This is a genomic window from Paenibacillus ihuae, assembly GCF_001368795.1.
GTDB classification, from domain to species: Bacteria; Bacillota; Bacilli; order Paenibacillales; family Paenibacillaceae; genus Paenibacillus_AQ; species Paenibacillus_AQ ihuae.
Map to the genome: position 1 here is coordinate 3,606,730 of NZ_LN831198.1, position 22,591 is coordinate 3,629,320.

A 22,591-nucleotide genomic window follows, 5' to 3' on the forward strand; every position below is an offset into this window, starting at 1 on the left:
GTCCATGCCCTGAGCATCCGCTCCGAGATCGATGCCATCTCCGGGCTGACGGACAAGCCGTACTGATGCAGCAGCTCTATCGTATTAAAGACATAATAGATTTCAGCGCCATGGATAGCCTTATCCAGTACCGGATGGCCGGGGATCGTCCAGTCGAACCGGTACATCCAGACAGGAGCATGCGGTAATTGCTGCTCGGCGAAGGCAATGGAACTGTCCCAGAAATACAGGTCGGTCAAAAGGGCTGCCTGGCCTTCCCAGTTCTTAGGATAATGGCTGGCAAGCTCCGCCAGATTGCCGGCACCCATCAGCATTTCCAATGCCTGGAGTGACTGATCAAAGCTTGCTCCCTCGCGGTCTCCCCGGAAGAAAAGATTACCTTCATGCAGATTCGTTCCGATCAGCAGAGGAATGCCGCTGGCCGCTCCCGCCGCTACTGCTCGGGACGGTTCTGCCGGCAATGTCTCAGGATCGATTGCCGGCTGGAAGAACATGCTGAGGGAATCGCCGGCCAGCTTATAGGCCATCCGGGCAGCGGCGGCCAGAATATCCTCTGCCGGAGCCGTATTCAGCAGCGACAGGTCACCGCCGGGAGTTAGCCCGAGCTCGGCCAAGAAAACGCCCCGCCAAGCTCCGCACTCTGCTGCGGCTTCAAGGTCTGCGCCGCCCCGCTCTGCATAATGGCCCCGGAAAACAGCCCTTTGGCGGCAGGCATCGCCAGCAGGGCGGCAATGCTCATACTGCCTGCCGATTCGCCGAAGACGGTAACCCGCCGGGGGTCGCCTCCGAAGCCGGCAATGTTGTCCTGCACCCATTTCAGTGCAGCAATCTGATCCAGCAGGCCGAGATTGGAATCATACCGGCCAAACGGCGACAGATGCAAAAACCCGAAGGGTCCCAGCCGGTAATTGAACGTAACTACTATGACATTGCCGCCGCTGGCCATGTTTGCCCCTTCGAACATCGGCTGGCTGCCGGCCCCTGTAATAAAGGTGCCCCCGTGAATCCAGACCATGACCGGCAGAGCTTCTGTCACCACCGCCGGTGCCCAGATATTCAGGTACAGGCAATCCTCCGAATAGACCGGCTGCGTCCCGCCAAAGCGGATACTGCTGGAGCTGGCAGGCTGATGGGCAACCGGTCCGAATTCCAGCGCCTCCCGGACGGAGTCCCATGGCTCCGGCGGCTGCGGAGCGCGGAAGCGCAGGTTCCCCACAGGTGGAGCAGCAAAAGGAATTCCGCGCCAGACGTTCACTCCGCCGCTTTGTGTTCCCTGCAGTTTTCCATATAAAGTATCCGCAACGGGTCTTGTCATTTTGGATCATCCTTTCGAGCTGTTATCCTTGTCTTCTTCTATCTCTTGATATAGTCCGGAGCGGAACCGGAACCACTGAAAGATGTGGGTCACAATTACTTTGAACACCGCATAACCCGGAACAGCCAGAATGATGCCGAGCACGCCGAACATTTTACCGGCAAAAATAATGACAAAATAATGGTAATCGGATGAATCTTCTAGTGATTTACCCATGATTTGCGGGGAGATGAACTTGCCTTCAATCAGCTGGACAGCGGTCCAGACAAAGACCATCTTCAGCAGCATAAACGGCGATGTTACCAGCGCCACAATCAACGCAGGCGTGATGGCAATAGCAGGGCCCAGATAGGGCACTACCGCCGTACATGCAGCAACAATCGCCAATACCAGCGAATACTCCAGGCCGATGATCAAATAGCCGATGTAGAGCAGTGCACCGATACAGCAGCTGACGATAATCTGTCCGCGGATATATGAAGCCACCTGGCTGTTCATTTCCTTCATCACCATACGGGACTGTGGCTGCAGGCTGTTGGGGATGAATCGCATCAGATAGTCGGGCAGGCGTTTACCGTCGCGGAGCAGATAGAACAGGATAAACGGTGTAGTCACCACGGCCAGAATAATCTCCGTTAATGCACCTACGAAATTCCCGACCCCGTTCACTGCATTATTGAGAAAAGTTGTGGCCCAGGTCGTCACCTTGCTCGTTAAATCGCCCACATCGGTGCCCACGCCCACATTCTCCTGAATCCGCCCGAACAGCTCGCTGCCGGTCAGATCAATGAATTCCTGCTGGATCTGATCGCTGTATTTCGGAAAATTATCAATCAGGCCAATCAGCTGGGTACGGAGGATAGGAATCACCGTCAGCAGAATAAGCGTGATAATCCCCGCAATAATCAAGTACAGGATTACAATGCCATACGCCCTTTTATCTTGCTGCGCTTCTCCAGACGGTCTACCAGCGGATTCAGCAGATAGTAGGCGATCCCGGACAGAAGCAGCGGCGCAGCCACCGTATGCAGCAGAACCGATAACGGCTTAAAAATAAAAGGCACCTTGGAGAACACCAGAATATTGATGCCTACCAGCAGAATAATCAACAGCGATACGACAAATTTATTATTCAAAAAGAACTTCTTAAACCGTTCCGGCCATACCTGCAGCCTCTCCATAACAACGCCCCCTGACAACAAACCATTTTCTAAAAGTGTGATTAATTGCACTTGGTAATAGCATAGTCAACGTAAGGGCTTCAAGTCAAATTTTTAGAGAACCCTTTCCCCGATGAATTTCTGCATTTCTTTACGGCTGTTCAGGCCAATTACTTCTTTCTGCGGATGCTTCCATGATACTGTATTCGCCGCTTCAGGACGCGGTATACACTTCCCTCTAGCGCAAATAACAACCGCTGTTAATATCAAAGGTTGCTCCGGTATATGCCCTGGATTTCTTACTGAGCAGGAATATCACACTATCGGCTATATCCTCTGCCAGCAGCGGCTCTCTGATTAATTGATGCTCTGTGTACTCCTGTTGTCTCCAAGCGGGAATATGGCTCATCATCGGTGTATTCGTCATTGTAGGCGCTACAGCATTGACTCTGATGTAGGGTGCAAAATTCATGGCGCAGCTTTTGGTCAGACCGAGAACCGCCGCTTTGGACAAGCCGTAGACGGCATCGGAGCTACCCTCCTGCCCGGATACGGAAGACATATTAACAATGGTACCCCGACGCTCCTGCTCCAGCAGCAGCTTGCCGAACAATTGAGTGGAATATAAATATCCCTTCACATTGACATTCAGTACCTTATCGATTTCATCAGGTTTATAGTCAAGTATGTTTTTGCCTAAATAGATTCCAGCGTTGTTGACCAGCCCGTTCACATCAGAGTGCTCCTGCGCTATGTATGCAAAAAATTGTTCCACCTCAGCATAATTTCCGGTATCCAAGCAATAAGTAAACAGACTGAGAGAATCCTCTTCCTGCTGCAGCTTATCCAATGCTGCACCGTTGATGTCACAGGCAATGATGGCTGCACCTTCCGCTAGACTTCTATGGACAATCGCTTTGCCGATTCCCGAGGCGGCTCCGGTAACTATAATTTTCATTGTTTCCAGCATTCTATCCTTCTCCTTAGCCGTTCATCGGACGGTATTCTCATTCAAATTTGATTTCAGCAATTTTTCCGGCCTGCACAAAACCGATCGACTGGTAGACCCTGTTCGCATCCGGGTTCTTGCCGTCGGCAAACAATACCGGTGTTAAGCCTTCCGCCAGAACCTGTTCGCACAGCTCAGCTACAAGGATGCTGGCATACCCCTGTTTACGGAATTTACGGGAGGTGTATACATCATTAATTCTGCAGAGCCTGGCGCTGCGGTGGGCGGTCTTTGCCATGGCTACAGGGTCTTCCCCCACCATCCAGAGATACAGATTTCCGGTACGGACCGCTTCATCGGCATGTGGCATATAGTGTTCAACCGGCTGTGACGTTCCAAAAGCATCCAAGGCAAATCCTGCTGTAAACTCTGCGATAACCGGAATATGGCCGGTCGCGGCCTGCACCAAAGTTCCTTCTACACCGCTTGGCTTCCTTACCTCTGTACATTGATAAGATTCCAGCAGCATATGGGTATGATAAAGCTTCCCGCGGACTGCGCAATACGCCCCCGCAAAGGTTCTGGCCGTCTGCGGCTCTGCAGTGATTCCCGAAAAATCACTGTCCGGCAGCTCCTGCAGATTCTCTATCAGTTGTTCTATCAGCCTGATACGCTGCGCCGGCTCAAACTCAGCTGAAATCCATAACCAGGGACTGTACCCTTTGGACTGGACGAACAGCAAACACCTGTCAGAAGTTGTCAATCTAAGCGCGTCCGGGTAGTCAACAATGTTGTGAATCAGACTATGCTGTACCTCGTTTTTCATAAATTCTGCGCTGTGCAGCACTTCATCCCCGGCTGCAAAATTCTGAAGCATTAGAACCCCTCCCTATATATCCTATGCTTACTATCATAATCTTCCTTCTGGTAAAAATAAACAGCCCCTCCTGCGATTATACACAGGAGAAGCTGTTTAATACCGGTGATTAATTTGAAGAATAAGCTCCGGATGCAGGACCCTACTGTCATCGGGTCATAGGTGATGATGTACATCCGGCAGGTACTGGCTTTAATAAGAATATCCGTTAGCGTTTCCTTATCTTTCACTAGCAGTAATGCTGCGGCGCCGATTGAGCCTGCACAGACTGCGGATCATCCGCTAAATGCAAATAAGATACCGCCGGAATAGTTGACGGTATCTGCTGAAGTCTCTGCAGGAAAAACTTATTTTTTCTCCTTGCCTTTTGTGCCTCTCTCGCCAGCTGCAAGGAATTGGCCTTCATAAGTATAAACGACGTTGTCCTCAAGCCGCTCCCCTTCGAGCAGCCTGCGCACCAGTGCCTTGCCCAATTTCGGAGTGATCTCTTTATACCACACACCCTCCGGATAGGAGATCACCACGCAGGAATCCGAGCATCTTCCGTTGCAGCGGGTTACTGTCGTATGAATCAGTCTCCCTGCCCCCTGCTTCTCAATTTCATCCTCTATCGCTTCAGCTACCTCTTCGCCTTTATGCTTCCTGCAGCTGCTGCCGCCGCAGATTAGCAGATGATTCACCGTTCCTTGCAAATTCCAGGTCGTCACGGACTGCCCCTCCCCTCTACAACAATAATACCCTGTTCATAAATTATTATAAACTCTACGCATCTGCCGGAATGTCGTCAATAACCCTACAGCAGATTCGCAGGGGTAGTGGGCACCGTTTTTTTTATCTGCAGCTTGGGATTTATGATTACCCTCCCTATTTACTGGAGATAATATCTTTAGTTTATTTGCTGAAGGCTCATTTCTGATTGATGAGGAGGACTTTGCTATGAAAATGACCGGGATCTATCTTATACTTGCTTGCTTAACCCTGGGGATGATTGTCACTGTGGACCTTTTATCGGGAACAAGTCTGGCTGGTTCTTTACAATCGCTCATTGTCGGGTTTGACACTAGCACATTTTTCGAGTCCTGCTGTATGATTGTTTTCGCGGCCCTGCCCATTATCTTTACCGTTGCAGACAAGTTTAAGCAGAGCAAATCCCCCCGGAAGTAAACCTATTTGTACAATCCGAACCTGCGCCGTAGGCGGTGTACCAGAAATAACAGAATGGGAATAACAGCACACATAAAAGGCAGGATATACTTCAGAAAAGCTTTCCCGTCATTCATATGCACCGGGTAATTCTCCGCACTGACAAATGAGCTGAACAACACAACAACTCCAACAGGAATCACCAGCTTGCGTGGTTCCTTAACCTTGAACAGATCTGCTGCAATCGACACCGCCGCATAACAGTAGATTGACATTTTAAAAAAGACGCCAATAATCAGCGTCAGGATAACAATGGCATCGAGCCGCTGAATAAAGTTAGCCACATTGACAAGGGTAATGGTGGTAAACATCGGGAAGGTAGTCCGGCTGTAAATATCCGTTCCCAGCACAGACATTTCAACCGCATGTGTAAAGCTGAGCAGAAAAGCGCTCAAGGCAATAGCGCCTATTCCCGTTTTCTTAACCTTACCTTTGGAATTGAAGTGAGGCAGGATAGTAGTAAAGCAGACAAGTTCACCAAAGGGAAAAATCCAAATGCTGGGGTACGCAGAACCTAGTGCCTCCAGCCACTCCCCCGGGTGTATGGGAAAGAGATTCTTTAACTGCACCAGTCTGGAAATAATCACAACAAAGTTGGAGACCAGCCCCATCATGACAATCAGCCAGAAATAGATCTCTGCTGTTCTGGAGAAGACTTCAATCCCCTTATACAGGATATACATTACTGCAATGACCATTATAGAGTTGATTATAAAAATAGGTGTTCTATCGTAAGTTGAAGAGATCAGCAAATCACCTGCCTCCCGCAGATTTCGGGAACCATTATAGATTAGGACCGGCAAGTATAGCAGACTAAGCGGCCAACCGATCCATCTCCCCAGAATCTTTCGGGTGTAGCCGCTGATTACCAGATCAGGAAATTGCCGGTACAAATCAGCATAAACCAAATATAACAGGACACCTCCCGGTAGAGCCAGAAGAATCGAGATCCATACTGCATGTCCGCTCTCCAGACCTATCGGAACAACAACCGCAGTTCCCAGTTCAAACAGCACAATCATGGCAAACAGTTGAAATGGACCAATAAATTCTTTTCGCATGAAACGGCTCCCCCTATCCCTCTATAGACATCATTCTTTTTGTTCCGCAGGTATGTAAGGCTTGAGTCTCATACCTGTGCTGCGGATATAGGCATCAACCTGGAGATCGAGCTCTCCTTCAGCAAAAACGGAATCCCAGTTTTTTTTCACAGTCTCCCATAATTCCGGATGTGTGCGCTTCAGTTCGTTCCCAAAGTTAAAAATATCTGCCTTCCTTTCTTGCGCAGCTTTCAAAGCCTGCTTCACCTCTGATGCGGTTTGCTCCGCAAGCTGTTTTTTAAGCTTCTCCAGCTCCTTCTCCTTGCTTAAATCCACGAAACTGCCGGCTTCATTGATGCTTCCTTCTTCACGGATATGGATATGAAAGACCGGATTCCCCTCACGGAGATCTATCTTTACAGTGGTCTTGGAATAAAATATATTGACAGAAATATCCTCTTCACTATCCGAGGAATTGATGTTCACATTGGTTTCTTCAAGTTTATCCAGCAACCACTGAGTACCTTTAGATTCTGGTCCATTCAGCCAGTAGATCAGCTTGCCATTCTTAAAAACACCAAGTCCGCTCATAATTGATCCGGCCGGCGCCTCCGTTTGTTCAAGGCTGCTTTTTTTCTTGCCCTCTTCTGCGCTGCCAACAATCTGAATGCCATTAATCGTAAAATCACCTTCACCGGTAATACCGTTAATGACCTCAAAAACGCCAATCCTCCGGTTTTCCCCCCACACCCTGGACGTATTCTGCGTTTTCTTGACCAAACCTGTAGAAGGCTGGCTCTCCAAGGCAGTTAAGAGTTTAAGCACTGAAGCAGCATCCGAATTTTTGGCAATCAGCACTGCTGAATTCAACCGCAATTCATGGGACCGTTCAAAGATGTCAAATAAATTGTTTACCCCGCTACGCGCAAGCGGTTCCCCAACAATCACAAGCTGGGTATGGGCAAAAAACAGCTGCCGGGTCATCCGTCTGGAAGCTTTGCGCAGAGCTCCAAAAATCGTCCGGTCTGTTGATGAAATGACCATTACAGGCGGCTGATTGCTGGCAGCACCTGTAGATGGAGCCGAGGATGTCGGGTTAATAATTTGAAAAGTTACAAGGTATCCTTCCTCACCATCCAGCTTATCTATTCCCATCCCGCTCACAATCGCCAGATCATTCAGTTCTCTGCTGTTCCAGCAGCCAGTCAGCAGAATTGAAACGCCTAAATATACAGCCAGCAGCCCAAGCAGATTAGTTCTCATGGCGGTTCTCCTGGCGTGTCTGAACGGTTGTTCCTGGTACAGAGCTCTTATTGTTTATCAGACGCCTCCGTGTCTTCATGAAATGCAATGGGGCCCTTAAAAAGATATCCTTCTGATCGCCCATTGCAAACGGAGCCACCGGTGACATATAAGGAACCCCTAGAGAACGCAGGCTGCACAGATGGGCAATCAGGATCAGCCCGGCAATTGCTATCCCATACAGTCCCATATATGCAGACACAAAAGTGATCACGAACCGGAGCAGGCGCACAGACAGCGCCATACTGAAAGCCGGGGTAGCGAAGCTTGAGATTCCGGTCAGCGAAACGACAATCACCATCGCGGGAGATACTATACCGGCCTGGACCGCCGCCTGTCCCAACACAAGCCCGCCGATAATCGAGACCGTCTGGCCGATCGGAGAAGGCATGCGGATCCCTGCTTCACGTATGATTTCAAAAGTGAACTCCAGCAGAAGAACCTCGACAACCACCGGAAACGGAACCCCTTCCCTTTGTGAGGCTAAGTTAATCAGCAGCGGTGTAGGTATCATCTCCTGGTGGAAATTCAGCGCTGCGACAAAGATGGCCGGACCAAATAAAGAAATTAGCAGACACATAAATCTGAGTAGTCTGATTAATGTTGAAATGTCATACCGCTGATAATAGTCTTCTACTGTGTGAAAAAACATAAAAAAGGTAGCAGGCGCAATGAGGACAAATGGAGTTCCGTCGATAAAAAGCGCAATTCTCCCCTCCAGCAGATTTCCGGCTACACTGTCCGGCCGCTCAGTATTGAATAACGTCGGAAATGGTGAGTATTTGTTCTCTTCAATCAGCTGCTCAATATACCCCGATTCCAGAATAGAGTCCACATGAATCTCAGACAGCTTTTTTCTGATTTCCTGAAGGGTTTCTTCCTTGGCTAAACCATGAATATGCATAATCGACACATCCGTTTTAGTTACGGCTCCGATCGTTAACGTTTCGATCCACAGATTAGGGTTTTTAATCCGTTTCCGCACCAGGGACAGATTCGTGCTTAGTGATTCTGTAAAGCTGTCCTTGGGACCGCGGATATTCACTTGAGTTGTCGCTTCGGTAACTGCCCTTCCTTCACCGCCGCTGGTACTGACACTGATTGCTTTGGTGAGGCCGTGGAAAAGAATCATCGTATCCCCGGACAAGAGCCCCTCCAGGAGACTATTCTGGTCTTCAACTATCTTTTCTTTGCCGATACTTAATGCCTTCCCTTTCGCAAAATAAAACCGTTCCAGCGCAGTTGCCGCAGATTCCGGCTTCTCCTGCAAGGAGTCAAATGATAGGGCATGTGTAATATAGTCTTCTACCCGCTCCATATCGATTAGACCGTTAACATAAACAGCAGCCGCATGGGTTGCGTGATCCAGTGATTCATAATTACGTATGATCAGATCAGGACTGTTTCCAAGTTTGCTCTGGATTTGCTTGAGGTTCTCCTCGAGATTCTCAAAGATCGGCGGACTTTGCTCTTTGCCATTAGCCATCTCTGCTGGTCTGGATTCTTTAGTCTGTTTAGGCATCCTTAGCACCTCCCCTATTACTATTCGCCCGTGAAACTTTTTTTATGCAGCTTATGGAATTTGGGATACTTGAGGAGGTATGAAAAAAGGCTGCCGGTTTGTAGAGAATCTACAAGCGGCAGCCCTTAAATGTTGCGGGTAATTGAGTGCTATGGTGCGTAATTAAATCCTATGGTGCTGCAGAATAATTATTTAGTGCTCGTCGGTTACGCCGAGGGCCTTATTCTTCTCTTTGAACCGGTCGTTGTGCGAGGACACATACGCCGCCTTCGGCGCATCAGGATCAATGTACAGCTTGGCACTGTTGAGTGCCAGAACCGCATCGGTAAACGTGCCGGCGATCAGCCGCACCTTGCTGCTGTAATCTACGAAATCACCGGCGGCAAAAATGCCAGGTAGATTCGTTTCCAGTCTTTCGCTGACATTGGCACACCAGTCCCCCATATCAAGTCCCCATTCGCGCAGCGGACCAAAATCGCTTTTGAGGCCATGGTTTACAATGACTGCATCGACTGCAAACTGCTCCGTTTCACCAGATTCGACATGGCTTATAGTCACCTGGTCAATGGTCTCGCCGCTCTTGCTGTGCAGCTGGCTCACCGAATACGGAACACGTACTTCAACCGATGAGGCCTTCATGCGGGTAATATTCTTCTCATGACCGCCGAACTGCTCTCTCCGGTGCACAATAGTGATACTGGCAGCAACTCCCTCCAGCTCATTCGCCCAGTCCACTGCCGAATCGCCTCCGCCGGAGATCAGTACGTGCTTGCCGCGGAACGGCTCCAGCTCCTGCACAGTGTAGTGCAGGTTAGTCACCTCGTAACGGTCCGCTCCCTCGATCTCCAGCTTGGCCATCTGCAGGATGCCATAGCCAATCGCCAGAATGACGGTCCGGGTCCAGTGTCGTTCCCCAGTGGAAGATGTCAAAATATACGTCCCGTCCGCCTGGCGCTCTTGCCGGGTAATCTGCTGCCCAAGCACAATCGTCGGATCAAAGGTGCGGGCCTGCTGCTCCAGCTGCTTGATTAATTGACCGCAGAGGGTCGGTGTGATTCCACCACATCCCAGATCATCTTCTCAGGGTAAATCAGCATTCTTCCGCCCAGCTCATCCTTCGCTTCAATCAGCTTCGTTTTCAAATCTCTCATGCCGCTATAAAAAGCTGTATACATACCCGCTGGACCCCCGCCGATAATCGTCACATCGTATAATTCTAGTTGATCACTCATTATGTCCCCTCCGGTTAGGTGTAGTCTATGCAGTCCCTACTGTGTCAGGACTTCGTACGTGCCAGTAAATAGAGAAAGTAAGGTGCGCCAATCACTGCTACTACAATGCCGGTAGGGATCTCCGACGGCTGCAGTATCCAGCGGCCAATGGTATCGGCCGTAATAACAAGCAGTGCACCGACCAGTGCTGATGCGGGAAGCATCAGCTGATGTTTAGGTCCAACCAGCCGCCTGGCCAAATGCGGTCCGACTAGGCCGACAAAGCCAATTCCGCCGCTGACCGCAACACTCGCCGCTGCCAGACCAACCGCTGCCGCGAGCAGCCGGAACTGCTCCTTGTTCACGGCAGCCCCAAGGCCAGTCGCCGTCTGCTCGCTTAAGCTAAGCACATTCATTACCCGTGCCTTATAGATGACATAGGGCAGCAGAACCATAATCCAGGGCAGCAGGGACAACACAAACTTCCAGCTGGTCCCCCAGATGCTGCCTGCCAGCCAAGTTGCGACAAACTGATATTTCTCGGGATCAAGGCGGAGTGTCAATACGATCATCGCTGCACTTATTCCGGCAGCAACCGCGACACCCGTTAGAAGCAGGCGGATCGGAGTTATCCCCTCATGCCGCTTATAGGCGAGCAGATAAATCATCGCAGCGGTAAAGCCAGCACCGGCAAAGGCAATAACCGGCAGCAAAAATACAGGAGCCGCGCTGGTCGAGGGATAAAAGGAAATCAGCAGCATTACCATCAGGCCCGCTCCCGCGTTGATGCCGAGAATGCCGGGATCAGCCAAATCGTTGCGGAACACCCCCTGCATCACGGCACCGGAAACGGCTAAGGCCGCCCCAATCAGCAGAGAGATAACGATGCGCGGCAGCCGGAAGTCGAACAGAATTAATTCCTGCTTGGCCGTCCCCTTACCGAGCATTGTATTCAGCAGCTCCTGCGGGGTCAGGCGTATGTATCCTGTATTCACGCTTATAATGAAGGCTATGATAACCAGTACGGCAATCACAGCCAGGAGGGTCAATCCCCGTCTGCGTCTGGCTGATTCGTAGGACAGTACAGTTGTTCTAGGCATAACTACAGCTCCCTTCTTTCCTTACGGGCCAGATACAGAAAGAAAGGCACGCCGATCAGTGCGATGATGGCACCAAACGGGGTCTCCTGTCCAGGAACAATCATTCTGGCTGTAAGGTCAGCGGAGACGGCAAGCAGGCTGCCGAGAACCGCAGAGCAGGGTATAATCCACTTGTAATCCACTCCGACAAGATAGCGTGTGAGATGAGGGATAATCAATCCGATGAATCCTACCGCGCCCACTACCGATACAGAGGAGCCGGCAAGAATCAGCACAATGAGGGCTCCGGCCAGTTTAACCAGCCCCGTACGCAGCCCAAGACCTTTGGCAATATCCTCGCCCAGGCTGAGCATCGTAATGGAACGGGATAAGAGGAATGCGCAGATGAGCGCTCCGGCAAACCACGGGAACATGATCTGGAGCTGGAACCATTTCGTCCCGGCTACACCCCCCGCATACCAGAAGGCCAAATCTTGCCCAATGTTAAAATATAGTGCCACCCCTTCGCTGAGCGCGGAGAGCAGCGCACTGAAGGCCGCGCCGGCCAGCACCAGACGGGCAGGTGTAAGTCCGCCTTTGGACAAGGAGCCTATGCCATAGACAATCCCCGCCCCCATACCTGCTCCGACAAAAGAATATAGAATCAGATACATAAATGATAGATGCGGAAAAAAAGCAAAGCAGACCGCCAGAGCAAAGCCTGCCCCGGAGTTAATTCCCATCAGGCCCGAATCCGCAAGCGGGTTCCGGGTCATTCCTTGCATAATTGCCCCTGCGACCGCAAAGCTTGCACCCACCATCACGGCACCAAGTACCCGTGGCAGCCTCAGCTCGCGGATAATCTGATGATCCGACAGATCCGGATTGAAATGAAATACAGCAGTCCATACCACTGACAGCTTAATATCCGCTGCTCCAAACGACACGGAGACCGCAATGCCAAATGCTAAGGCAATCAGACCGCCGACCAAGATCAGCGTTGCCGCCCACGGGCGTGAACGAAGCTTCACCGGATCCGCAGCCCGGAACTGGCCATTTCCGGCCGTTGCCTGGTGATTCATGAATCCCACCCATTCCTTTGAAATTGATTCTCATTATCATTGTATTATTGTAAAGGAGAATGGCACGGTTTGGCAATGGACAAATCCAAGAGGGCCGCCAAAAAAACTCTATTGCCATCCCATGTCCGAATCTGTATACACAAAACCCCGGTACGCTCTAGTTCAATAGAGAAGTACCGGGGCTGTTTTGATGTTATCTGATTTAGATATTTTGCAGTGTGCCGCCGAATATTTTGCGGATCATTCCCTGCATTTTGCCGATATGGGGGACAAAGGGGCTTTTATCATACACATAATTAGACTGGGTCACCAGCTGCGAATAAATCAGAAACAATAATGCCGCCAGTTCCCTGTCGATCTGCTCTTCATACTGAATCAGCACAAAAGCATCATCAAGCGCTGCATACAGCTGGACAAAAGCAGGTTCGTTAATGATTTTCCGGCGCAGAGATTCGATGATATCGCTTGCTAGTGTATCTATGATGATAGTGATTGCATGGATCTTCTCATTCATCCGCTAATCCTCCTGCTGCGATAAAGTAGATGAAGACTACTACAATCTTATGTTCGTTGTGGCTTTAACAGACCAGCCGGTAATTTCGCTGCATGCTCAGGCTATGATTTATCTTGTATATTCATCATATTCTTCCCGGCCGTTCAACTTGTTGTACATATACTCGTCATTCTTCAATTTATAGATTTGCCCCATGCCGCCAAATACGAATAATAATACAACTAATAGAGAATATGCGTAGGTAAACTTGCCGAAATAAAAGCAGCCCACGATAGATACAATCAGCAGCAGCAGCAGTCCCAGCCCGATTCTAGACAGTATTTTTCTCATCGTTCAAGCTCCCCATCTATTATTTTGTATAACAATACCATCATCAGATGAAGAAGAGTGTCGAATGTTGTAAGTGACCCCCTATTTGTTCGTTAGTGTCTTCCTATTGATCCCATATTTCTTCCAGATTGACTGCTGTGGAAAATCCGTGCCAACTCTTGCAATATCCAAGTTATGTAATATACTCTACAGAAAAGACGATAACGCGGAGGACTTAACATGCAGCCTGTATTCGAAACTGAAAGATTACGATTACGACCGTTTGAATTAACTGATGCCCGCACTGTGCAGGAACTTGCCGGAGATATTGCTGTGGCCAGAACCACTTTATCATCCCCCATCCCTACACGCTCGAAGCGGCAGAGCAGTGGCTGACCGCATGCATTGGCAGAAAAGATGAGGGCGACAGTTCTCCTTGGGCGATGGTAGTTAAAGACAGCAACCAGCTGATCGGCTGTATGAGCCTCCATATTACCCGGCCGCATAATCACGGCGAGCTTGGCTACTGGATCGGACAACCTTACTGGGGATATGGATATGCTTCTGAAGCGGCACTGTGCCTGGTCCGGTACGGATTCGAGGAACTGCATTTAAATAAAATCTGGGCAGCAGCCTTGTCCAAAAACCAGGCTTCCTGGAACGTGATGAAAAAAACCGGCATGGCGCTCGAAGGGGAATTTAAACAGCACATCCTTAAATGGGACCAATACGAGGATATCGTCTTTTACGGAATGACCAAGGGAGATTATGAGCAGTTGACCAAGCAAACAATCTAACGGGGAGCGGATGTTTAATGAATAAAAGACAGTACAGCAATACAGGGAAATCCGTATCCGAGATCGGCTTCGGTGCATGGCAGCTCGGGAACAGTCAGGATTGGGAGGCTATGGCAGAGCCTGCGGCCATTGAGCTGGTCCATGAGGCGCTGGAGCGTGGGATGAACTTTTTTGACACCGCTCCCAATTATGGGCTGGGTACAAGCGAAGAACTGCTCGGCAAAGCCCTGGACGGGAAACGAAGCAGCGCAATCATTAATACGAAATTCGGCCATGCGGCAGACGGCCAGACTAATTATAATGCAGATCAGATCATCCGGTCCGTTGAAGGCAGCCTGCAGCGTCTGCAGTCCGACTATGTGGATTCCGTGCTGATTCATAATCCGCCGTTTGAGATGCTGGACGGGAAATATGGACACTATGAAGAACTGGAAAAGCTCAAGGCTGCCGGAAAAATCCTTACTTACGGCGTGTCGGTCGATTCTGTCCCGGAAATGCTGGAGGTCATCAAGCATACAAATATCGGCGTAATGGAAGTCATGTTCAATATCTTTTATCAGGAAACGGCCGAAGCCTTCAAGCTCGCCCAAGAGAATAATATCGCCCTTATCATCAAAGTCCCGCTGGACTCCGGCTGGCTCTCCGGCAAATACAACAGTCAGAGCACTTTTCGGGAGTCCGCAGCCGCTGGTCACCGGATATTATCCGCAAGCGTGCAGCCCTTCTGGAGCAGATCAGGTTCATTACCAATGAAGAGACAACGATGACGATGGCGGCGCTGAGATTCATTCTTGCCTACCCGGAAGTGACGACCGTAATCCCAGGGGTCAGGAACAGCACTCAACTGGCTGAGAATATCGCAGCAAGTGATGGGGCGATGCCGCAGGAGCAGGTGAAGAAGCTGCAGGAGCTGTGGGAGCAGGAGATCCGGGGGCTGGAGCTGGGGTGGTGAAGGGGACTTACAAATTTAGGGGGGGATTCCTTGAAGGTGCCCCCCCTCAAGGTCTTCGCTGATACTTACTTACTGGCGCTGTAGTACTTCAACAACTTCGAAGCAATTTCTTCTGGGACGGTATAATTTCTAAAGTTAAGCGACACTAGATCAGTGATTGCGTGATCCATTGTAAACCACGATTTACATTCGTAGTCACCAATTTCGCTATTATTAAAACCCAAAACACAAATACCGTAACCGCGTTCTCCCCATATAGCCCACTTCATCGACGGAGATAGCCATACTACGACTTCGGAATTAATCAAAATAGCATCAGCAGGGCTCTCCTCAGGTCCTTGTTCAAGCATACTCCAGTATTCATCAGCTGTAGTTCCCTTTTGTAGAACGCACCAATTATAATGAGAAAACTCATTAAAATAGTAATCTACAGGATCAGGGTCTAAAACAGCCATAATGGCAAACGAATCACCAAACATGCCAATCAGTTCTTCTAGTTCACTCCAAAAATGACGACTCATTGCATGATCGAAATCAAGTACAACAGTTTTTTCAAAGGGAACTTTATAAACTTGGTTTGGCAGTCGTTGTTCATAGTTGAACATCTTTGTTACCCAATGTAGTGTCTCTTTAAATTGCTTTTTATCCTTTATAAATTTGTTCTGACTCATTCATCAGCCTCCCAATCTCACTCTCACCCAGCCGCACATAATTGGTCTTATACCCTTCATCGCCGATCTCCAGGCAATTCATCTGCTCGCCGTAGGCGCAGCCGCCGTCAATGCCGATTTTGTCTTCTAGCGGGCTAAACCAGATGCCGGGATTATCCTGGAATTCAAAGGTTGAGGTGTGGCCAAACACAACCGTTTTGGTGGTGTTCATTACCGGATGATTGTAGAACGGTTCTCTGATCCAGATAAAATCATAATCCTTCTGCGTCTTCCAGTCCGTCAGCGCCGCGTCTATTTCCGCGTGTACAAACAGATGGTGCTCCGTCTCATAATAGAGCGGCAATGAGCTCAGGAAATCCAAGTGATGCTTATAGGCCGGCCTGATCCATTGTTTGATCCTGATGTACTCTTCCCAGCCCAGATCCTGCTGGACAAAGTCGGCGTCCCCTACAGCGTAGCTCATCAAAGTATGAAATCCGCCGTTGTTCAGTCAGTGAATATCCAGTTTGTCTTGATCCGGGATATAGTTTACTTTACGCAAAAGCGCGTTGAATTCCCGGTAACATCCGTGGATGTCACTGATCACTAAGGTTCTGATGGTTTTCCCCTCCCTGCCCGTTGATGACTGTGTATCAGAACCTATATTTTATCACTTGAAGTTACAGTCTGACCGGCATTCGTGCTGAGCTGTCCCAGCGCCACGATACAGAGTGTCCCTCCAGATGCAGCCCGCCGTACCACACATCAAGGCCTTGAACCGCCACCCGGTCCGCTGCTCCATCCAGTATCTGCTCGCCAAGTTCAGTCATTGTCACCTTTCGGTTCAGAAAATCCGGGACCCGGCGAAAATCGAAATGGTCTGCAGCTTCCGCACCGTCGATCATCAACAGCGGCTGTGCCCCCTGCACCAATCCCCAAAGATACAGCCAATATTCGAGATCGCCCATGCCAAGCACATGCAGTGTGTCGGTTACCTGCCGGAATAGCTTTAATGGGGTATCCGCTCCCCCGCGCACAGCCTCAAGAGTCGTTTGTTCTACGATTCCAAGGCCATTGTCCACAGAAGGCAGACGCGACAAGTGGGCCTGAAAAGCAGCATAGGCAAAAGGCAGTGCGGATGCCTCCAGTTCTTGTCTCCTAAGCGCAAGCAGATCAGCCATCTGCATCGGATCGGGACTGGCATAGGCCTGCCACAGTTCACTGCCCAGCTCCACTTCCTTCTGCCCGATGCTCCGCCAGGTCCCGGACAAGGTCTTAAGCTGCGCCGGAGTCAGCTGGCCCAGACCATGAAACAGCTCAATGCCGGGAAACTCACCGATACAGAGCAGACTAAGCTTGGTGCTGCCGAGCTTTTGCCCCTTGATATAGTGCAGCAGGTAAGCCAGCATGCTCTGATCAAACAAATCATGCTCGAACCACAGCACCACTTCATCATAGCGGTTAACCCCCCGCAGCTTCTCTTCCTGCTCCGCACAGCCTGCCAGATATTCCGCTGCCGGAATGCCCATTGACTGTTCGAGGGATTGTGCGCGCATCTTACGTTCAGCATCACCGGCAGGGTTCACAAAATTTGGCCCTGCTGAGTATACCTCTCTCCACACCAGCACATCCCCCGAAACGATGCCCTGTTTCAGCATATTCCCTACAGAATCCCCATTTACGATATGCAGCATATTCCCGCCTCCTTCATATAGGTTGTTGAACATGGAAGCAAGGTCGATGACGGGGAGTGCACCTCTCTGCTTGCGCCGTCCGTCGAACAGCCTTTTTTTCAGCGCTGATACCGGAATGTCCAGATAATCGGAGATTTCCTGCAGCGAATAGCCGTAGAAATAAAACAATTGCAGCGGCACCCGAAGCTTGTCGCTCAAGCTTGACACCGACTGCTGCAGCACCAGTGCACCTTCCCTCCGCTCAGCGATTTCTGCGACTCCTGGCAACTCTAGAGAAAGATGCGTGGCATCTTCTAAGGGTAGTATCGCCTTCCGCCTACGCCGCAGTAACCGCTGGCATTGTCTCACCACAATCGTCTTGAACCAGCCCGGAAACGCAGACGCCTGATGCAGCTTGCCGATGTTGGTATAAGCTTCGATGAACGCCTCCTGCACAGCATCTTCCGCCAGATGAACATCCTTCAGCATGTCATAGGACACCGCAAATGCCATTCCCCGGAAATGCGCCATCAGCTGCTCAAACGCCTCCGCATTCCCTTTTTGTACTTCTTCAACCAGCCGCGTTACCATACGGAACCTCTTTTCACATGTTCTTAATCTTAAGTGCCGTATCGGAGGTGAAAGGTTACAACCTGTTCGGCCCTTTCCGTGATTAAAAACAAAAACCCCGGGGAGCCTCCCCAGAGTCACAGCATTTATAGTGTACTGTTAATAATTAGACTTTCCAACATAATTGATTCCCCACACCGAAAATCCACTTTAATTGTTGTTCAAAACCGTAACCGGATTAACCGCAAAAATAGAATGAATGTTGCCTTCCGGATCTGCGAAGAAACCTGTGGTGTGCCCCCAGGACATTGACTTTGGAGCAGTAATTTCAGTTGCCCCTTTTGAAACAACCTCTTGATACATCATGTGGACAGCGTCTGGAGATTCACATTCGAAATTAAGCTCGAAGGCTTGCCCCTTACGCTCTTCTAGATAGGTATGGTGGCCGTTCGTGTTCTCCGCCATTAATGCTGTGGAACAAATCGCAAGACGAATACCGCTGTTCACAAATTCAGCATAATGGTTCTCTTCAATGACTGTCTCAAATCCCAAAACATCACGATAAAAGCTAGCCAATTTAGGAACATCCTGCGCCAAAACCGTAAGTCCCTCTAATTTCAATCTCATGGGCTAAGCTCCACCTTTCTTAATTCCGTTTATTTCAAAAAAGCATAACACTAGAAGGACACTTTCAAGATCCAATCTTTGCCAAAATGAGACAATCAATTTATACTAATGACTAGAATAAATTGTAAAGGAGAATAAAAATTGGTGCAACCGGTTTATGGTAAAAAGTCGACTCCGTCAAGTAATGTTGAAAAGACATCCTTCTCGCTCTGGGTATTAGTTATTGGTTTCGTGCTATTTTTCGCATGGGCTCCTTTTCAAGTGGGATTATTTAACGGTCAATTAGCCAATTATGAGAAACCCATCTATAAGTCAGTGGTTATTGGCAGTCTGATGCTCATTGTCTGGGCGGGGATATACTACAAGAAATTTCAGTTGAAGGATCAGAGGGACCTGCTTGCTCTATCCGTGTTCCTGCTGCCGCTAACTTACTTCCTGTCGCTTTTTGCAGCTGCATCACACTATATGGCTGTGAATATGCTGCTTATTCAAAGTATGTACGCGGCTATCTTTATTATTATGCTATATCTCTTGCAGCAAAAACTAGTAAATCGGATCATACAAGCCGCCATTTTAATAGTTGCTTATCTGATTGTCTGGTTCGGTCTGTTGAATTGGCTGGGCGCTTGGAATGTTGCCGGTGGAGCGGTTGGCTTGTTCTCCGAAACCGTAGAATCAGGCAAATATCTGGACGCAGTAATGACCGATTCGAACGGTCTCCGCCTGACCTCGGTATTTCAATATGCCAATACATACGCTGCCTTTCTGATGGCTTTCCTGTTTGTAGCTTTATTTGCTCTGATCAGGTCCAAAAAATGGTATCTCACGGTGGCTCATAGTTTTATGCTGGTACCGATCATGATTTCACTGCTTCTGACGCTATCACGGGGCGGTCTGGTCATGTTGCCGGTAGTTTTTGTCCTGCTGCTTCTCTTTCAAAAGCCTTCGCGGCAGATTCTATGGATCATTCACCTAATCATCGCTGCTGCTGCGTCACTGGCTGTGATCAGCAAAATAACCTCCACCGGCAAACATGTGGCGGCCGTTTCTGATCCTTCTGCTGCTGTAGAGGGCTGGAGCTGGCTAATTATTGCTTGTATTGTGACCTCAGCAGCCTGCTGGTCCGTACAACGCTTCGTTGCTGCGGCGCTGGAAAAGCGCTTGGAAAACGGGTCAACCAGAAAGTCTGCTAATCTATGGCTTCCGGTTGGAGCAACGGTCTTGGTGGCTGCGGCTGCATGGCTGCTCATTGGAACAAGCGCACGAAGCATTTTGCCGGCCAATATTGAAACCCGCCTGGAAAACATTAACTTCCAGCAGCATAGTGTGCTGGAGCGTATCACATTCTACCGGGATGCTTTTAAAGTTGCTAAGGATTATCCTGTCCTTGGTGCAGGTGGCGGCGGATGGGCTGCCTTGTATGAGAAGTACCAGAACAACCCTTATGTAAGCCGTCAGGCGCACAATTTCTTTTTGCAATACTTAATAGAAGTCGGCATTCTGGGGTTTATCGTGTTCATGGGCTTTATCCTGTATGTGTTCTACAAATATATTAAAGGATATATTAAGCAAAGTAAGACGAATGATGTTGATAACGGCTTCTTTTATCTGATCATTGCACTGTCAATACTATTGCATAGTGTTCTAGATTTTAACATGAGCTACATATTCATGGGAATCCTTGTATTTATCGGCCTTGCTGGAATGGCGGCAGCGATGGAGAGTAAACCTCTCCCCGTCAAATGGAATTCACCTGGACTGCGCTACGGGTACCTGGCCGTGACCTGCGCGGCCGCCCTGTTAATTTTTATCATATCACTGGGCAATATCAGTTCCGGCAACGGGTTAGCCAAGGCAAGGGCGATTGCCCGGTACAGCAACTCTTATGATGAGATCAAAACCCCGCTTGTAAAGGCGCTGAAGAACCGCCCAGGACATCCTGAAACCATTATCATGTTAGCCTCACTTGATAATCAGGTGTATAGACAGACCAAAGACGAGCAGTACGCCAACGAATCTCTAACATTACTGCAGCGCGGTCTAAAGGATGAGCCAAATAATAAACAGCTGCTGAAGCTGCAGATTAATCTTTACGATTTGTTAGGGAAAAGTGATGACGCGTATGCTGTATACCGGGATAATCAGGACAAATATATCTGGGATATTGATTGGTATGAGCAACTTACTATTCGGGCCTCGGGTCTTGGTGTTCAAGCCCTCCTAGAGCAGGACGAAGCTAATAAACAGGAGTACTTCCACACCAGCCTTTCCGCTTACCAGCATGTTGTGGATGGGATTGGGTTTTTACAGACACTTCCTTCGGGACAGCTTCAGGGCCGGCCATTTTCGGTCACGCCGTTGATCGCACTGAGTACCGGTAAAGTTAAGCAGATAACAGGCGATGCAGAAGCTGCCAAATCCATTATTCAATCGGGATTCACTGGTAGTTACGCCGACCTTGCGGGACGCGATGACCTGTGGAGTACGGGGTGGTATAATGACTTAATCGTTCGCACTTATGAATTAGGGCAACCCTTATACACGGAATGGTTAAATATTTTAAACACTCAAGGGTTCGATAACACAGAGATCGCAGCTAACGCAAAGGCTAACTTTAACACAGGAACCGAAACATATAACCAAGTTATGAGGGAGACCAACGATCAGACTATTTCTCTTTCTACCGCCGCAACGCTAGCAGTGGGAAAAATGCAGATTCTCACCGGAAATGTTCAGTCTGCAGTTGACACGTTAAAAGGTGGACTTAGCGAAAATTACTCGGATGCAGTCAATCGGGAAATAGCACGCTGGTATTTAGCAGGTTTAAAAAAGATGAACAGCACTTTGGATCAAAATGTGTATAACAAGCTAATCGCCGCCGATGCACAGGAAGCAGCCATGATCGATCAAGTTGCTGGAATGACACCAATATCGTAAGTAGTATTATAGAGCTTTAAGAGCCCGGTGCAGAGTCATTTTGCACTGGGCTCTTTTTGGGCCAAAACTGAGTCTGTAAAATATATTGTGTAAACTCTCAAACCCATTAAAATGGAAGTAAGAGAAAGGTTGGGGAGAACACATGGGACTTTGGTCAAAACAGCAACTTCGGGAATTCATTAAGGAGAACAATTTGGTTACCGCACAAGATGCGCAGAATGCCTTAAAAGATCTGTTTGCAGAGACGATCCAGGAGATGCTGGAAGCCGAAATGGATACCCATTTGGGTTACGGAAAGCATGAAGTGAAAGCGAAGCTCACGCCAAACAGCCGCAACGGGAAGAGCCGTAAAACGGTAGTCAGTGAGTACGGCGAACAGGAAATCGCCATCCCGCGGGACCGCCTTGGTGAGTTTGAGCCACTGGTTGTCAAGAAGCATCAATCGAACGTCACCGGCATCGAAGAGCAAATCATCGCGCTATATGCTAAAGGGATCAGCACCAGAGAAATTCAGGATCATTTAGGGCAGATGTATGGCATTGAAGTCTCTCCTACGCTCATTTCCAATGTCACGAACAAGATTGTGCCCCTCATTAAAGAATGGCAAAATCGGCCTCTGCAAGGCGTTTACGCCGTTGTCTATCTGGATGCGATCCACTTCAAAGTGAAGCAAGACGGGGCCATTATCAACAAGGCCGCCTACATGGTCATTGGCATTGATCTGGACGGAAACAAAGACGTGCTGGGTATGTGGATTGGGGAGAATGAGTCCTCCAAGTTCTGGCTGAGTGTGCTGAATGAACTGAAGAATCGCGGGGTTCA

20 protein-coding genes and 3 pseudogenes are annotated in these 22,591 nt (G+C 49.2%); 6 read left to right on the top strand and 17 right to left on the bottom strand.

Annotated features, from left to right (window positions below; genetic code table 11):
- The 5 genes and pseudogenes from AQR02_RS16585 to AQR02_RS16610 all read right to left on the bottom strand — a co-directional run.
- Nucleotides 1-1,315: pseudogene (locus tag AQR02_RS16585) on the bottom strand (carboxylesterase/lipase family protein); the annotation flags it as partial.
- A 6-nt stretch (nt 1,316-1,321) separates the two neighbouring features.
- Nucleotides 1,322-2,496: pseudogene (locus tag AQR02_RS16590) on the bottom strand (AI-2E family transporter).
- Between the two features lie 217 nt (nt 2,497-2,713).
- The gene (locus AQR02_RS16595) at nt 2,714-3,445 is read right to left on the bottom strand and encodes an SDR family NAD(P)-dependent oxidoreductase (RefSeq protein WP_054941428.1); all 732 of its coding nucleotides are present in this window, start codon (nt 3,443-3,445) and stop codon (nt 2,714-2,716) included.
- Between the two features lie 37 nt (nt 3,446-3,482).
- Nucleotides 3,483-4,301, bottom strand: a complete 819-nt coding sequence (locus AQR02_RS16600) for a GNAT family N-acetyltransferase (RefSeq protein WP_054941429.1) — start codon at nt 4,299-4,301, stop codon at nt 3,483-3,485.
- A 347-nt stretch (nt 4,302-4,648) separates the two neighbouring features.
- Nucleotides 4,649-5,008, bottom strand: a complete 360-nt coding sequence (locus tag AQR02_RS16610) for a (2Fe-2S) ferredoxin domain-containing protein (RefSeq protein ID WP_054941431.1) — start codon at nt 5,006-5,008, stop codon at nt 4,649-4,651.
- A 229-nt stretch (nt 5,009-5,237) separates the two neighbouring features.
- Between AQR02_RS16610 and AQR02_RS16615 the strand changes: the two genes are divergently transcribed.
- Nucleotides 5,238-5,465, top strand: a complete 228-nt coding sequence (locus tag AQR02_RS16615; protein ID WP_054941432.1) for a YczF family membrane protein — start codon at nt 5,238-5,240, stop codon at nt 5,463-5,465.
- Nucleotides 5,466-5,467: 2 nt separating this feature from the next.
- Here AQR02_RS16615 and AQR02_RS16620 read toward each other — a convergent pair whose 3' ends face one another.
- The 8 genes and pseudogenes from AQR02_RS16620 to AQR02_RS16655 all read right to left on the bottom strand — a co-directional run bounded on the left by AQR02_RS16620 (nt 5,468) and on the right by AQR02_RS16655 (nt 13,584).
- Nucleotides 5,468-6,565 (bottom strand): GerAB/ArcD/ProY family transporter, encoded by a 1,098-nt coding sequence (locus AQR02_RS16620; protein ID WP_054941433.1) that lies wholly within the window; start codon nt 6,563-6,565, stop codon nt 5,468-5,470.
- 30 nt (nt 6,566-6,595) lie between these two features.
- Nucleotides 6,596-7,807: a Ger(x)C family spore germination protein gene (locus AQR02_RS16625; RefSeq protein WP_054941434.1), complete on the bottom strand. Its 1,212-nt coding sequence runs from the start codon at nt 7,805-7,807 to the stop codon at nt 6,596-6,598.
- Nucleotides 7,797-9,368: a spore germination protein gene (locus AQR02_RS16630; protein WP_054941435.1), complete on the bottom strand. Its 1,572-nt coding sequence runs from the start codon at nt 9,366-9,368 to the stop codon at nt 7,797-7,799. The genes AQR02_RS16625 and AQR02_RS16630 overlap by 11 nt, the downstream gene beginning before the upstream one ends.
- A gap of 192 nt (nt 9,369-9,560) precedes the next feature.
- Nucleotides 9,561-10,600, bottom strand: a pseudogene (locus tag AQR02_RS16635) (NAD(P)/FAD-dependent oxidoreductase).
- A 44-nt stretch (nt 10,601-10,644) separates the two neighbouring features.
- Complete coding sequence (locus AQR02_RS16640) at nt 10,645-11,679, bottom strand: FecCD family ABC transporter permease (protein WP_054941436.1); 1,035 nt, start codon at nt 11,677-11,679, stop codon at nt 10,645-10,647.
- Between the two features lie 2 nt (nt 11,680-11,681).
- Nucleotides 11,682-12,740 (bottom strand): FecCD family ABC transporter permease, encoded by a 1,059-nt coding sequence (locus tag AQR02_RS16645; RefSeq protein WP_054941437.1) that lies wholly within the window; start codon nt 12,738-12,740, stop codon nt 11,682-11,684.
- Nucleotides 12,741-12,942: 202 nt separating this feature from the next.
- Nucleotides 12,943-13,254 carry a hypothetical protein gene (locus AQR02_RS16650; RefSeq protein ID WP_054941438.1) on the bottom strand — a complete coding sequence of 104 codons (312 nt, stop codon included), beginning with the start codon at nt 13,252-13,254 and terminating at the stop codon, nt 12,943-12,945.
- Between the two features lie 108 nt (nt 13,255-13,362).
- Nucleotides 13,363-13,584 carry a hypothetical protein gene (locus tag AQR02_RS16655; RefSeq protein WP_054941439.1) on the bottom strand — a complete coding sequence of 74 codons (222 nt, stop codon included), beginning with the start codon at nt 13,582-13,584 and terminating at the stop codon, nt 13,363-13,365.
- A 383-nt stretch (nt 13,585-13,967) separates the two neighbouring features.
- Between AQR02_RS16655 and AQR02_RS16660 the strand changes: the two genes are divergently transcribed.
- The 3 genes from AQR02_RS16660 to AQR02_RS35170 are packed head-to-tail and all read left to right on the top strand — an operon-like array spanning nt 13,968 to nt 15,312.
- Nucleotides 13,968-14,360, top strand: a complete 393-nt coding sequence (locus AQR02_RS16660) for a GNAT family N-acetyltransferase (RefSeq protein ID WP_245237621.1) — start codon at nt 13,968-13,970, stop codon at nt 14,358-14,360.
- 17 nt (nt 14,361-14,377) lie between these two features.
- Entirely contained in the window at nt 14,378-15,127 is a 750-nt protein-coding gene (locus tag AQR02_RS16665; protein ID WP_280818630.1) for an aldo/keto reductase, read from the top strand.
- Entirely contained in the window at nt 15,124-15,312 is a 189-nt protein-coding gene (locus tag AQR02_RS35170) for an aldo/keto reductase (RefSeq protein ID WP_280818631.1), read from the top strand. The genes AQR02_RS16665 and AQR02_RS35170 overlap by 4 nt, the downstream gene beginning before the upstream one ends.
- A gap of 65 nt (nt 15,313-15,377) precedes the next feature.
- On the opposite strand, the gene AQR02_RS16670 is transcribed toward AQR02_RS35170, so the two are convergent.
- The 4 genes from AQR02_RS16670 to AQR02_RS16685 form a co-directional block, all read right to left on the bottom strand.
- Nucleotides 15,378-15,983, bottom strand: a complete 606-nt coding sequence (locus AQR02_RS16670; RefSeq protein WP_054941440.1) for a hypothetical protein — start codon at nt 15,981-15,983, stop codon at nt 15,378-15,380.
- The gene (locus tag AQR02_RS16675; protein ID WP_054941441.1) at nt 15,955-16,446 is read right to left on the bottom strand and encodes a hypothetical protein; all 492 of its coding nucleotides are present in this window, start codon (nt 16,444-16,446) and stop codon (nt 15,955-15,957) included. Before AQR02_RS16675 ends, AQR02_RS16670 begins: the two co-directional genes overlap by 29 nt.
- 196 nt (nt 16,447-16,642) lie before the next feature.
- Nucleotides 16,643-18,226 carry a sigma-70 family RNA polymerase sigma factor gene (locus tag AQR02_RS16680; protein ID WP_054941442.1) on the bottom strand — a complete coding sequence of 528 codons (1,584 nt, stop codon included), beginning with the start codon at nt 18,224-18,226 and terminating at the stop codon, nt 16,643-16,645.
- A gap of 189 nt (nt 18,227-18,415) precedes the next feature.
- On the bottom strand, nt 18,416-18,832 hold the full coding sequence (locus AQR02_RS16685; protein ID WP_054941443.1) for a VOC family protein: 417 nt from the start codon (nt 18,830-18,832) through the stop codon (nt 18,416-18,418).
- A 144-nt stretch (nt 18,833-18,976) separates the two neighbouring features.
- On the opposite strand from AQR02_RS16685, the gene AQR02_RS16690 reads away from it, so the two are divergent.
- Both AQR02_RS16690 and AQR02_RS16695 read left to right on the top strand, forming a co-directional pair.
- On the top strand, nt 18,977-21,769 hold the full coding sequence (locus tag AQR02_RS16690) for an O-antigen ligase family protein (RefSeq protein WP_245237622.1): 2,793 nt from the start codon (nt 18,977-18,979) through the stop codon (nt 21,767-21,769).
- A 142-nt stretch (nt 21,770-21,911) separates the two neighbouring features.
- A partial coding sequence (locus tag AQR02_RS16695) for an IS256 family transposase (RefSeq protein WP_108722065.1) occupies nt 21,912-22,591 on the top strand: 680 nt, incomplete at its 3' end.